At 65.3% G+C, this 14,426-nt stretch carries 6 protein-coding genes; 3 read left to right on the top strand and 3 right to left on the bottom strand.

Features of this window, described 5'->3' with window-relative positions; all coding sequences use genetic code 11:
• Positions 1-22 precede the first annotated feature (22 nt).
• On the bottom strand, positions 23-1,549 hold the full coding sequence (locus tag ACZ0BA_RS09170; protein WP_463450979.1) for an NAD(P)H-hydrate dehydratase: 1,527 nt from the start codon (positions 1,547-1,549) through the stop codon (positions 23-25).
• A 107-nt stretch (positions 1,550-1,656) separates the two neighbouring features.
• Here ACZ0BA_RS09170 and ACZ0BA_RS09165 point away from each other — a divergent pair, with 107 nt between their 5' ends.
• Positions 1,657-5,265, top strand: coding sequence for a hydantoinase B/oxoprolinase family protein (locus ACZ0BA_RS09165; RefSeq protein ID WP_463450978.1), 3,609 nt, complete (start codon positions 1,657-1,659; stop codon positions 5,263-5,265).
• The gene (locus ACZ0BA_RS09160) at positions 5,249-7,306 is read left to right on the top strand and encodes a hybrid sensor histidine kinase/response regulator (protein ID WP_463450977.1); all 2,058 of its coding nucleotides are present in this window, start codon (positions 5,249-5,251) and stop codon (positions 7,304-7,306) included. Before ACZ0BA_RS09165 ends, ACZ0BA_RS09160 begins: the two co-directional genes overlap by 17 nt.
• Positions 7,307-7,619: 313 nt before the next feature.
• Here the strand turns inward: ACZ0BA_RS09160 and ACZ0BA_RS09155 are convergent, their stop codons facing one another.
• Complete coding sequence (locus ACZ0BA_RS09155) at positions 7,620-9,260, bottom strand: response regulator (RefSeq protein WP_463450976.1); 1,641 nt, start codon at positions 9,258-9,260, stop codon at positions 7,620-7,622.
• A gap of 267 nt (positions 9,261-9,527) precedes the next feature.
• Between ACZ0BA_RS09155 and purL the strand changes: the two genes are divergently transcribed.
• Positions 9,528-13,583, top strand: coding sequence for a phosphoribosylformylglycinamidine synthase (purL, locus tag ACZ0BA_RS09150; protein WP_463450975.1), 4,056 nt, complete (start codon positions 9,528-9,530; stop codon positions 13,581-13,583).
• 82 nt (positions 13,584-13,665) lie between these two features.
• Here the strand turns inward: purL and ACZ0BA_RS09145 are convergent, their stop codons facing one another.
• Complete coding sequence (locus ACZ0BA_RS09145) at positions 13,666-14,334, bottom strand: DNA alkylation repair protein (RefSeq protein WP_463450974.1); 669 nt, start codon at positions 14,332-14,334, stop codon at positions 13,666-13,668.
• Positions 14,335-14,426 lie beyond the last annotated feature (92 nt).

The following is a 14,426-nucleotide window of genomic DNA, read 5'->3' as shown; positions in this document are numbered from 1 at the left end:
AGGCTTCCGGGCGGCCGGAACATTACCTGCCGTGATGCTGCACCATCCGGTTGAACGCCACCCGGATCGCCGGTATCAACTCGCCGGCGGTCAAGCCGATCGGTCCGGCGCCATCGGCCACCAGCACATCGGCCGCCATGCCGTGCAGCCAAACCGCCCCCAGCGCCGCCTCCCACTGCGGCCAACCCTGCGCCATCAAACCGCCGCATAGGCCGGCCAGCACATCGCCTGTCCCGGCCGTCGCCAACGCCGGATTGCCGGTGGTGTTGATGACAACCCCGCCGGTCGGCGCGGCGATCACCGTCCCGGAACCCTTCAGCACCACCACCGCGTTCAACGACGCCGCCAGTTTGCGCGCCGCCAGCACCCGGTCCGCCTGCACCTCGCCTACCGAACACTCCAGCAAGCGTGCCGCCTCAAGCGGATGCGGCGTCAGCACAGCCGGATGCTTGCGGCCCGCCAGCGCCTCGCGCAGCGACGGCGTTGCCGCGATCAGATTGAGCGCGTCGGCATCGGCCAGCAAAGCCCCGTCGCAGGCGATGGCGCGCGCCAGCAGCCCGGCCGCGGCCGCTGACGCCCCCAGCCCCGGCCCGACCACCAGGGTGGCCGTCTCCAGGTCGAAATCACCGGCGGCGCGACACATCAGTTCCGGCTGGCCGGCGTCGTACGGCAGCGGCTCGCCGACAAACAGCGCGTAGACGCGGCCGGCGCCGCCATGCAGCGCGGCGCGCGAGGCCAGCAATGGCGCCCCGGCCATCCCGGGCGCACCGCCGATCACCGCCACGTTGCCGTAGCTGCCCTTGTGCGAACTGTGCTGGCGCGGACGCAGATGCCGCGCGAACAGTTTGACGTCGTTCACATCCATGCTCGCCGCCGGGAACAGGGCCGCGTCGATCTCCAGCCGCGACACGTCCACCAGCCCGGCGTAATCGCGGCCCTCGCACGTATGCAGGCCCGGCTTGTTGCCGATGAAGGTGATCGTATGGGTGGCGCGCACGGCCACGCCTTCCGGCCCGACGATGGCGCCGGTGTCGGCGTCCAGGCCGCTGGGAACGTCCAGCGCCAATACCTGGCACGTCAGCTGGTTGTTGACCGCCTCCACCAGCGCCCGCATCGCGCCGCTCAGCGGGCGTTTCAGGCCGATGCCGAACAGGCCGTCGACCACCAAACTCCAGTCGGTGCCGGCCACCAGCGACCCGGCGCCATCGACGGTGTCGTCGATGTCGGCAAAGCGCGCGTCGCTGACGCTGGCACGCTGCAGCGCCGTCTCGCGCTCGGCCGAGGGTTCTGCGGTCGGCGGGTAGTGCAGGATCGTGACGTTGGCACCGGCGTAGGCCAGATGCGCGGCCGCCTCCAGCGCGTCGCCGCCGTTGTTGCCGGGACCGGCGAGCACGAGGACCCTGGCATGGTTGGTGGAGAACGGCAGCATGTCGAGCGCCGCGTTGGCGCCGGACTGGCCCGCGCGCTGCATCAGCGCGCCGTCCGGGAGTACCGCTGCGGCGGCGTGTTCGATGGCGCGGATTTCGGCGACGGAGTAGAGTCTGTTCATGGTGACATCTTAGCATCAAAATTTGTCACGGCACGGCAGGAACGCCGCTTCCACGCGCGCGCCCGACCCACTACAATAGACGCTTCACTTGGCGTTTTGAGGCATGCATGGATTGGCAATTCTGGATCGACCGCGGCGGCACGTTCACCGACATCGTGGCGCGTCCGCCCGATGGCCGCTTGCGCACCTTGAAACTGTTGTCCGAAAATCCGGAACACTACGCCGACGCCGCCATCGCCGGCATCCGCCAGATGATGGGCGTGGCCTCGGGCAAGCCGATTCCCGTGGCGCAGATCGGCGCCGTCAAGATGGGCACCACGGTGGCCACCAACGCGCTGCTCGAGCGCAAGGGCGAGCCGACCGCGCTGGCCATCACGCGCGGTTTCCGCGACGCGCTGCGCATCGCCTACCAAAACCGCCCACGGCTGTTCGATCGCCACATCGTGCTGCCCGAGCTGTTGTATCAACATGTGATTGAAATCGACGAGCGCGTCGGCGCCCACGGCGACATCGTCACCGCGCTCGATCTCGACGCCGCCCGCGCCGGCCTGCAGGCCGCCTACGACCAGGGCGTGCGCTCGCTGGCGATCGTCTTCATGCACGGCTACCGCTACCACGAGCACGAAAACCAGGTGGCCGAGGCCGCCCGCGCCATCGGCTTTACGCAGGTGTCGGTGTCGCACCAGGCCAGCCCGATGATGAAGCTGGTCGCGCGCGGCGACACCACCGTCGTCGACGCCTATCTGTCGCCGATCCTGCGCCGCTACGTCGACCAGGTGGCCGGCGAGATGCCGGGCGTGAACCTGCAATTCATGCAGTCGAGCGGCGGCCTGACCGACGCGCGCGCGTTCCAGGGCAAGGACAGCATCCTGAGCGGCCCGGCCGGCGGCATTGTCGGCATGGTGCGCGCCAGCAAGCTGGCTGGCTTCGACAAGGTGATCGGCTTCGACATGGGCGGCACCTCGACCGACGTGTCGCATTATTCCGGCCAGTTCGAGCGGGTGTTCGAAACCCAGGTCGCCGGCGTGCGCATGCGCGCGCCGATGATGAGTATCCACACGGTGGCCGCCGGCGGCGGCTCGATCCTGCATTTCGACGGCAGCCGTTACCGCGTCGGCCCGGACAGCGCCGGCGCCAATCCCGGTCCGGCCAGCTACCGGCGCGGCGGGCCGCTGGCGGTCACCGACTGCAACGTCATGCTCGGCAAGATCCAGCCGCAGCATTTCCCGCAGCTGTTCGGCGGCGACGGCCGCCAGCCGCTCGACGCCGACACCGTGCGCGATAAATTTGCCGAGCTGGCGGCGCAGATCTCCGCCACCACCGGCCTGGAAACCACCGCCGAGCAGGTCGCCGAGGGCTACCTGGACATCGCAGTGGGCAACATGGCCAACGCGATCAAGCAGATCTCGGTGCAGCGCGGCCACGACGTGACCGACTACACGCTCACCAGCTTCGGCGGGGCCGGCGGCCAGCACGCCTGCCTGGTGGCCGACGCGCTGGGCATGAAGACGGTGTTCGTCCACTCGCTGGCCGGTGTGATGTCGGCCTACGGCATGGGCTTGGCCGACCAGACCGCGATGCGCGAGGCCGCCGTCGAGGCGCGCCTGATCGAGCAGCTGCAATCGGACCTGATTGACCGGCTCGACGCGCTGGGTGAACAGGCCCGCGCCGAGCTGCACCGTCAGGGCGTGACCGACGCGCGCATCGCGCTGATACGGCGGGTGCATCTGCGCTACGAAGGCACCGATTCGGCGCTGATCGTGCTGTTCGATACCAACGACAGCATGCAGTCCCAATTCGAGGCGGCCTACCGCAAACGCTATTCCTTCCTGATGGAGGGCAAGGCGCTGATCGTCGAGGCGGTGTCGGTGGAGGCGGTCGGCAAATCCGACGCCCCGGCCGAACACGTCGATCCCGCGCCGCGCCGCGTCTCCGGGCTGGCGCCGCACGCGGTGGTGCCGATGTACGCCGGCGGCCGCTGGCGCCAGACCGGCCTGTACCAACGCACGTCCACGCGCATCGGCGACATCATCAAAGGCCCGGCCATCATCGCCGAGGCCAACGCCACCACCATCGTCGAACCGGGCTGGCAGGCCGAGGTGTCGCCGCACGACCACCTGGTGCTGCGGCGCGTGGCCGCGCTGCCCGAGCGGCGCGCCATCGGCACCAGCGCCGATCCGGTGATGCTGGAGATCTTCAACAACCTGTTCATGTCGATCGCCGAGCAGATGGGGCTGCGGCTGCAGAACACGGCATATTCCGTCAACATCAAGGAGCGGCTCGACTTCAGTTGCGCCATCTTCGACGCCGACGGCAACCTGATCGCCAACGCGCCGCACATGCCGGTGCACCTGGGCTCGATGGGTGAGAGCATCAAAGCGGTCATGCGCGAGAACGCCGGCAGGATGCGCTCCGGCGACGTCTACATGCTCAACGATCCCTACAACGGTGGCACGCACCTGCCGGACGTCACCGTGATCTCGCCGGTGTTCGACGAGGCCGGCGCGCAACTCCTGTTCTACGTCGGCTCGCGCGGCCACCACGCCGACATCGGCGGCACCACGCCCGGCTCGATGCCGCCGGACTCGCGCGTCATCGAGGAAGAGGGCGTGTTGATCAACAACTTCAAGCTGGTCGACGGCGCGGACGGCGGTCGCCTGCGCGACGCCGAAACGCGCGCCTTGCTGGCCGGCGCCCGCTATCCGGCCCGCAATCCGGACCAGAACATGGCCGATCTGCGCGCGCAGGTCGCCGCCAATCAGAAGGGCGTCGACGAGCTGCGCAAAATGGTCGCGCACTTCGGCCTGGACGTGGTGCAGGCCTACATGGGCCACGTGCAGGACAACGCCGAGGAGGCGGTGCGGCGGGTGATCGGCTCGCTCAAGGACGGCGTCTACACGCTGCCGCTCGATAACGGCGCGCAGATCCAGGTCGCGGTGCGGGTCGACCAAGCCAATCGCAGCGCCGAGATCGATTTCACCGGCACCTCGCCACAGCTCGACAACAACTTCAACGCGCCGTCGGCGGTGTGCATGGCGGCGGTCCTGTACGTGTTCCGCACTTTGGTCAACGACGAGATTCCGCTCAACGCCGGCTGCCTGAAGCCGCTGAAGGTAATCATACCGCCCGGTTCCATGCTCAATCCGCACTATCCGGCGTCTGTCGTTTCCGGCAATGTGGAAACCTCGACCTGCATCACCAACGCCCTGTACGGCGCTTTGGGCGTGATGGCCGCGGCGCAGGGCACGATGAACAACTTCACGTTCGGCAACGCCAAATACCAGTACTACGAAACGATCAGCGGCGGTTCCGGCGCCGGGCCGGGTTTCGACGGCACCAGCGTGGTGCAGACCAATATGACCAACTCGCGCCTGACCGATCCCGAGATACTTGAGTTCCGCTTCCCGGTGCGGCTGGACAGCTACGAGATCCGCCACGGCAGCGGCGGCGCCGGCAAGTGGCGCGGCGGCGACGGCGGCGTGCGCAAGGTGCGCTTCCTCGAGCCGATGACGGCGGCGATCCTGTCGAACAATCGCATCCACGCGCCGTTCGGCATGGCCGGCGGCGAACCGGGCGCGCTCGGGCGCAACACCGTGCTGCGCGCCGACGGCCGGGTCGAGCAACTGGGCCACATCGGCAAGGTCGACATGCAACCGGGCGACGTGTTCGTCATCGAAACGCCGGGCGGCGGCGGCTACGGTGACACGGTTGAGTAGCGCGGGCGAGCGGCAACCGGTGCGGTCGCCCGGCGGCGCGATGGCCGCGCGCGTGGCGGCGCACGACTGGGATGCCACCCCGCTGGGGCCGATCGCCGGCTGGCCGCCGGCCTTGCGCATCACTGCCAACCTGGTGCTGGCGTCGAATTTTCCTTCGTGCCTGGTGTGGGGCGAGCACAAGACCATGATCTACAACGACGCCTTCTGTCCGATCCTGGGCCAGAAGCCGGATGCGCTCGGGCAATCGTTCCAGCAGGTGTGGGCGGAGGCCTGGGACAGCCTGGACCCGATCTGGGCGTTGACCAGGGACGGCCAATCGACCTTCATCGAAGACTACCCGCTGGTCGTCAATCGCAACGGGGTCGGCGAGCAGGCCTACTTCACGTTCTGCTACAGTCCCGTTTTCGACGAGCATGGCCGCATCGTCGGCATGCTCGATACCGTCATCGAAACCACCGAAAAAGTGTTGGCGATGCGCGAGGCGGCGCGCTTTTCCGTCGCGCTCAAAAACGAACTGACCGCGCTGACGCAGGACCGTGACCGCATCTGGCAGCTGTCGAGCGATCTGATGCTGCTGCTCGACGCCGACGATGCCGTGGCGGCGGTCAATCCGGCGTTCAGCGCAACGCTGGGCTGGAACGAGGACGAGCTGCCGGGGCGCCCGTTCATCGAGCTGGTGCATCCGGCCGAGCGCGACCAGGTTCGGGCCAGCCTGGCCATGATACGCGTGGGGTCCGCCGCGTTGCGGCTGGAGAGCCAGCTGTGCCACAAGGACGGCCATTTCGTGTACATCGTCTGGACCAGCGCCCTCAACGGCAATTATCTGCTCGCCATCGGCCGCGACAGCACCGCCGAGCGCGAGGCCGCCGCCGCGCTCAAGCGCACCGAGGCCGCCTTGCAGCACGCGCAAAAGATGGAGGCGATCGGCAAGCTCACCGGCGGCGTCGCGCACGATTTCAATAATCTGCTGCAAATCATCTCCGGCAATCTGCAGTTGCTGTCGGCTGTGCTGGGCGCCGAGCACGTCGCGCTGCGTTACGTCGAGCGGGCGCTGGCCGGCGTCACGCGCGGCGCCAAGCTGGCCAGCTATCTGCTGGCGTTCAGCCGGCGTCAGGCGCTGGACCCGAAAGTGGTCAGCATCGACGGCCTGCTCGGCGCCATGGACGACATGCTGCGCCGCACGCTCGACGGCCAGGTCGACATCGAAACGCGCATCGGCCACGGCCTGTGGCACACATTTGTCGACACCGGGCAGCTGGAAAACGCGGTGCTCAATCTGTGCATCAACGCCCGCGACGCGATGGACGGCAGCGGCAAGCTGACCATCGTCATCGACAACGCGGTGCTCGACGACGACTACGCGCGCGCACACATCGAGGTCACCCCGGGCGACTATGTGATGATCGCCGTTAGCGACACCGGCAGCGGCATGCCGCCGGAAGTGCTGCAACGCGCGTTCGATCCGTTCTTTTCGACCAAGGCGGAGGGCAAGGGCACCGGGCTGGGGTTGTCGATGGTGTTCGGCTTCGTCAAGCAGTCGGGCGGCCATGTCAGCATCGCCACCGAGGTCGGCGCCGGCACCACGGTTCGGCTATACCTGCCGCGCTGCCACGAGGATCAGGACGCGCCGGCGGCGGGCGAGGGCGACCAGGCGGTGGTCGGCGGCACCGAGACCGTGCTGGTGGTCGAGGACAACGACGCGGTGCGCGACATCGCCGTCGAGATGCTGAGCGAACTGGGCTACAAGGTGCTGAAGGCCCACGACGCGGTCACTGCGATGGCCATCGTCGACAGCGGCGTGGCGGTCGATCTGCTGTTCACCGACGTCATCATGCCCGGGCCGCTGCGCAGTCCCGAGCTGGCGCGCCGGGCGCGCACCAAATTGCCCGGGCTGGCCGTGCTGTTCACTTCCGGCTATGCCGAAAACGCCATCGTCCACGACGGACGGCTCGATGCGGGCCTCGATTTGCTGGGCAAACCTTACACGCGCCAGGCGCTTGCGCGCAAAGTCCGCCAGGTGCTCGAGCGCCCGAAGGCGTAGCCGTCCGCGATGAGGCGGGCGCCGGCGGCTCGGCGCGGGGACATTGCGGCGATACCTGGGGGTGTGCCAAACGATACCGTTCATTCGGCGCTTGTTGAAAAGTTTGTCGCTCAGTAGAGTTGGCTTTTGTCCAACGACGAGACAACCATGCGTACGCTTTTCAGACTCCTGCGCGGACACGGAACCCCCAACTCGGCAGTCGTTTCCGCCTTCATCTTATGTGGGCTATATTTCGTGTCGTGGTATCTGATCACGCACTGGTCGGATTTTCCGGCGTCGACGATTTTCTACCGCTAGCCTGCTTGTCGCCAACTTACGCCGTGGTGGCGATACCGTACTTGCGCTGGGTGTGACTATACTGCGCCTGTAGCGCTTCCAGCGACGGATGGGCCGGATCGATCTTGCGCATGCGCTCCAATAAATAGGCGCACTGCTCGGCCAGCGGCATTTCCCAACCCAGATCGTCCAACTGCTTCAGCATCGCCGATGCCGCCGCCGGCAGCAGCGACATGTTCGCCGGCGCCTTGCGCAAGCCGGCGTTGAGCGTATCGAGCGCGCCCCGCAAATCGCCCTGGCCGCGCATCGTGGCCGCGTCGGCCAGCAGCTCGCCCACCTGCATCTTGATCTGCTCGCCCATGCCTTCGGCCAGGTCGTGGCGGCCGGCTTTTTCAAACACTTGCACGGCGTCGTCCATGGTCACACCGCTGTCGGTGTCGTTCATCAGGTTGAGCATGACGTTCGACGCTTGCTGGTCGAGCTTAATGTTCAGGCAACTGTGCACCAGACCGATCTTCAGGCCGGTCGACAGGCCGCGCGCGTTCTCGATGGCGTTGACGGCCGTGGTCAGCTCGGTGGCGGCGGCGACCAGGTTGCCGGCCATCTCCTGCACCAGCCCGGCGGCGATGGCGCGGCAGGCCTCGGTGTTGGCGTTGCCGCGTAAGGAGCGCTCCATGTCGCGGATTACGCCGCTGGCCTGGTTGGCGTCGCCTTTCTTGACCAGGGTCTTGACCAGTTTGACGTGGTCCTCGGGATCGCGGAATTCCGAGTACTTGGCCTTGGCGACCACCTGCTTGAAGGCTTTCTCCGCGACGCCGACGTCGCCAGTTTCCAGCGCCACTTCGCCCAAGTGGCGCAGCCGTCGCACCATGTTGGGCGAGATGCCGACCGCGTCCTCGAGCACCTTCTTGGCCGACTCTTGCTGGCCGAGCGCCTCATGGGTGCGCGCCAGCAGATCGTAGGCCGCCATGAACTTCGGATGGTCCTCCAGCAGGTTGACCAGCGTTTGCTGCGCCTCGACAAACTTCTGCAACCCGAACTGGCAGCGCGCCATGCCCAGGTGGGCCCAGGCGGTGGGGCGGGTCATCAGGATGGTTTGATAGACGAATTCGGCCTCCACCAGGTCGTCGATGGAGACCAGCAGTTCGGCGCGCAGCCGGGCGTAATCGTTGGCGTAGCGGGGATGCTTGTCTTCGCCTTCCTTGCAACTGGTGATGGCCTTGCGGATGCTGCCGGCGGCCAGTTGCTGGTACACCGGCCAGAACACGTCGCGCCGGTCGACGGCGCGGCCGATGCGCTGCAGCAGCGAATCGACGGTGAACGGTTTAAGGATGTAGTCGGTCGGCGCCAGTTCGACCGCGCCGATCACTTTGCTGTAGACGCCCTCCGAGGTGAGCATGATGAAGATGGTCCACTGCGCGATCAGCTTGTGGTGTCGCAGGTCTTCGAGCAATTGCTGGCCGTCCTGGCCATTGTTTTCGCCGCTGCCGTTGCCAAGGTCGTATTCGCACAGCACGATGTCGTAGGGTTTTTTTGACAACTGCCGGATGGCGGTGCCGGAACTGACCGCGTATTCGATCTTGGTGATCGACGATTGGTTGAGCATATTGTGCAGGCTGCCGCGCATACCCGGGTTCGGGTCGACGATGAGCACCGACAAGTCGCTATATTCTGCCATGGACGCAAACCCCTGCTTATATTCGGTCTAGCATACTCCAAGGCAAGTAAAAACGTTACAGAAACCCGCCGTTTAGCACCGAAACAAACGGTTTTGGGTTCGAAACCGTCGGAATTTGTTGCTTCGATGGCAGTTTTTGGGTGGAAATGCCGCTGTATGGAGGGCGTGCTAAAGGGTATAATGCGCGCAAAGGAACACTGCAAGAATTAGCCTCATGCCTCATCGCCCTTTAATCCGCAGCCTTGCTGCATCAACCATCCTCCAAATATGTTGATTCTGCCGGGCTCCAACGCCCTGTCCGCATTCCGTAGCCAACGCCTGTTGACCCAATTGCAAGCCGCGCTGCCGTCCGTCGCCGCCGTCCAGGCGCGCTATGTCCACTTCATCGATGCCGCCCAGCCGCTGTCTGCCGACGACACCAGCCGCCTTGGCGCGCTGCTGACCTACGGCGAGCCGGCCCACGCCGACAACACCGAAGGCGCGGTGGAAGAATTCTTCGTGATCCCGCGTTTCGGCACGATCTCGCCTTGGGCCTCCAAGGCCACCGACATCGTCCACAACTGCGGCATGGCGCACGTCAAGCGCGTCGAGCGCGGCATCGCGTTCCGCATCAACCTGAAGACGGGCATCCTGGGCAGCAGCATCGGCGCGCCGAAGAAGCTGTCGGACGCGGAAGTGCAAACCGTCGCGGCCTTGCTGCACGACCGCATGACCGAATCGGTGCTGCGCTCGTCGGAAGAGGCGGCAGGCCTGTTCCGCACGCTGGACGCCAAGCCGCTGGAATCGGTCGACGTGATCGGCATGGGCAAGAACGCGCTGGAGAAGGCCAACACGGACCTCGGCCTGGCGATGTCGGACGACGAGATCGAATACCTGGACGCCGCCTTCACCAAGGCCGGCCGCAATCCGACGGATGTCGAACTGATGATGTTCGCGCAGGCCAACAGCGAACATTGCCGCCACAAGATCTTCAACGCCGACTGGACCATCGACGGCGTGGCGCAACCGAAGTCGCTGTTCGGCATGATCAAGAACACCCACCAGCTGCAGCCGAAGGGCACCATCGTCGCCTACAGCGACAACTCGTCGATCATGGAAGGCGCCGAAGTGATGCGTTTCTTCCCGCAGGGCGAGGCGCAGCAGTACGCGCCGATGACCGAGTTAACGCACACGCTGATGAAGGTGGAAACCCACAACCACCCGACCGCCATCTCCCCGTTCCCGGGCGCGTCCACCGGCGCAGGCGGCGAGATCCGCGACGAAGGCGCGACCGGCCGCGGCGCCAAGCCGAAGGCCGGCCTGGCCGGCTTCACGGTCTCGAACCTGCTGCTGCCGGCCGCCGTGCAGGCCTGGGAAAACGACCACGACGTGACCGCCCCGGTTTCGGGATACCGCGATAGCGCGTCCGCCAAGGCCTACGGCAAGCCTGATCGCATCGCCTCGGCGCTGCAGATCATGATCGAAGGTCCGCTTGGCGGCGCCGCGTTCAGCAACGAATTCGGCCGTCCTGTGCTGGGCGGTTACTTCCGTACCTACGAACAGAATATCGGCAAGCAGTTCGCCGGCGCGCAGGACACCGTGTTCGGCTACCACAAGCCGATCATGATCGCCGGCGGCATCGGCAACATCTCCGGCCAGCATACGCACAAGAACGATATCCCGGTCGGCAGCCTGCTGGTGCAGCTGGGCGGTCCCGGCATGCGCATCGGCATGGGCGGCTCGGCCGCGTCGTCGATGGCGACCGGCACCAACACGGCCGACCTGGACTTCGACTCGGTCCAGCGCGGCAATCCGGAAATGGAACGCCGCGCCCAGGAAGTGATCAACGGCTGCTGGCAGCTCGGCGCCAAGAATCCGATCATCTCGATCCACGATGTCGGCGCCGGCGGCTTGTCGAACGCCTTCCCGGAGATCACCAACGACGCCAAGCGCGGCGCGATCTTCGACCTGCGCAAGATCCCGCTGGAAGAAAGCGGCATGGCGCCGAAAGAGATCTGGTCCAACGAATCGCAGGAACGCTATGTGCTGGCCATCGCGCCGGAAAGCCTGCCGCTGTTCCAGGCGCTGTGCGAGCGTGAGCGCTGCCTGTTTGCTGTCGTCGGCACCGCCACCGAAGAACGCCAACTGAAGCTGATCGATCCGGAACTGGGCAACGAGCCGGTCGACATGCCGATGGACGTCCTGCTGGGCAAACCGCCGAAAATGCAGCGCGATGCGCATCATGTGCAAAATGAATTCCCGGCCATCGACCTGACCGGCATCGAACTGGAAGAAGCGGCCAAACGCGTGCTGCTGCTGCCAACCGTGGGCGACAAGTCCTTCCTGATCACCATCGGCGACCGCACTGTTGGCGGCATGTCCGTGCGCGACCAGATGGTCGGTCCATGGCAGGTGCCGGTGGCAGATTGCGCCGTCACCGCGATGAGCTTTGAAGGTTATCTCGGCGAGGCGATGGCGATGGGCGAGCGCACGCCGCTGGCCGTCATCAACGCCGCCGCGTCGGGCCGCATGGCCGTCGCCGAATCGATCACCAACATCGCCGCCGCGCCGATCAAGGATATCTCCGACATCAAACTGTCGGCCAACTGGATGGCCGCCTGCGGCCAGCCGGGCCAGGACGCGGCGCTGTTCGACACCGTCAAGGCGGTCGGCATGGAACTGTGCCCGGCGCTGGGTATCAGCATCCCGGTCGGCAAGGATTCGCTGTCGATGCGCACCACCTGGAAGGATGACGGAGAGTCGAAAGCCGTCACTTCGCCGGTATCGCTGATCGTCTCGGCCTTCGCGCCGGTGTACGACGTGCGCAAATCGCTGACGCCACAGATCAAGACCGACGCCGGCGACACTGCCATCATCCTGATCGATCTGGGTCGCGGCAAGAACCGCCTGGGCGCCTCGGCGCTGTCGATGGTCATGGGCCAGCTGGGCAACGAGACGCCGGACGTCGACAATCCGCAAGACCTGAAAGCCTTCTTCGCCGCCATCCAGCAGTTGAACGCCGACGGCAAGCTGCTGGCCTACCACGACCGCTCCGACGGTGGCCTGTATGGCACCTTGACCGAGATGGCCTTCGCCGGTCGCGCGGGCCTGTCGATCAACCTCGACATCCTGACCCTGGAAGAGGGTCACGGCGCCGACCAGGGCGACGCCAAGAACTGGACCGGGCAGATCGCCGAACGCCGCAACGAGCAAACCCTGCGCGCGCTGTTCTCCGAAGAGCTGGGCGCGGTGATCCAGGTGCGCGCGGACGAGAAGTCGCTGGTCATGGACGTGCTGCGCTCCTTCAACCTGGGCGCGTGCAGCCATATCATCGGCAAGCCGAACGACCGTGGCGTGATCGAATTCACCCGCGACGCCAAGATCGTCTACAACCAGCCGCGTTCCGCGCTGCACCGCCTGTGGAGCGAAACCAGCTGGCGCATCGCCCGCCTGCGCGACAATCCAGCCTGCGCCGACGCCGAATATGACCGCATCCTGGACGAATCCGAGCCGGGCATGACGCCGAAGATCACCTTCGACCTGACCGAAAACGTGGCCGCGCCATTCATCGCGACCGGTGTGCGTCCGCGCGTGGCGATCCTGCGCGAGCAGGGCGTCAACTCGCATATCGAGACCGCCTATGTGATGCACCAGGCGGGCTTTAACGCCGTGGACGTGCACATGAGCGATCTGATTGCCGGCCGCGTCAAGCTGGACGACTTCCAAGGCATCATCGCTGTTGGCGGCTTCTCGTACGGCGACGTGCTGGGCGCCGGCGAGGGCTGGGCCAAGACGATCCTGTTCAATGCCGCGCTGTCCGAGCAGTTCGCCCGCTTCTTCGCGCGCACCGACAGCTTCGGCCTGGGCGTCTGCAATGGCTGCCAGATGATGAGCAACCTGAAGTCCATGATCCCGGGCGCGCATGCGTGGCCGAAGTTCACCACCAACAAATCGGAGAAATTCGAAGCGCGCTTCGCGATGGTGGAAGTGCTCGATTCGCCGTCGATCTTCTTCAACGGCATGGCCGGAACGCAGACGCCGATCGCCATCGCCCACGGCGAAGGCTACGCGGACTTTAGCCAGACTGGCAACATTGCCCAAGCCGTGGCGGCGATGCGCTTCGTCGACCAGCGCGGCGCGGCCACCGAGGCCTATCCGTTCAACCCGAACGGCTCGCCGCAGGGCCTGACGTCGGTGACCACGGCCGATGGCCGCTTCACCGTGATGATGCCGCATGCCGAGCGCGTGTTCCGCTCGGTGCAGCAATCCTGGCATCCGGAAGCGTGGGGCGAGGATTCGCCTTGGATGCGCATGTTCCGCAACGCCCGTAAATTCGTGGGTTAAAACCTTGGCGTAATTGCGGGGTTGGATATCGAGGCAGCCGGGAGAAATCCCCGCTGCCTCGATTACGTTAAGATCATCCGGTTTAATCGTCGGCCGCGAGATGCTTATTCGCTTCCCGATAACTGAGCGGAGAAAGCCTGGCTTTTTCCCTTGCGGTGAATTCCCGCACGGCCTGCGGGTTGTGGCGCGCGTAATCCCTCAATGCCCAGCCGATGGCTTTCTGTATAAAGAACTCTTTTTCGTGCGCGCATTGCAGCGAATAAGAAAAAAGCAGAACCTCATCGGTTTTATCCCGCCAGCCCAACTGATGTAATATCGCGACCCGCCTCACCCACATATTTTGGTGAACGATGGCCTGATCCATATCGTCATGCCGGTATTGCAAAACCTTGCCGACGATGGATGCAATCGCATCGACCGTATCCCACCATGATTTCGATTGCACCAGCTGGATCAAAGCAGGCAAATGATCGGCCTCGATTTTATTGATGTGCATCGCAAGTAAATCGATCGCCGCGTATTGATATTCCCGCTGAGGGTAATCCCACAATGTCCGCGACACTGCTAGCAATTCATGCGCGCTACGCGCCTTCATACCTTGATATAACGCCTTGGTTGCCGCGCGGCGCGCTGGCGTTCCGATGCCAAGAAACTCAAACTGATCGCGCATATAAGCGGCCATGGGCGCGCGACGGGTTGGGTCCGCAACGCCCTGAAGGGAGGCAACAATAGCTGTTATATCGGGCGTCATTGGCGGCCACGGGCATAAGTCGTTAGTTTGCGCCAAATATTAGCACGTAACAGCCAAATTCTGGTACAAAGTGCCATCGACAACGCGCTCGG

The organism is Duganella sp. AC917, from assembly GCF_979258245.1.
Note: the sequence above shows the minus strand (reverse complement) of the source record. Positions and strands in the feature narration are given on the sequence as shown.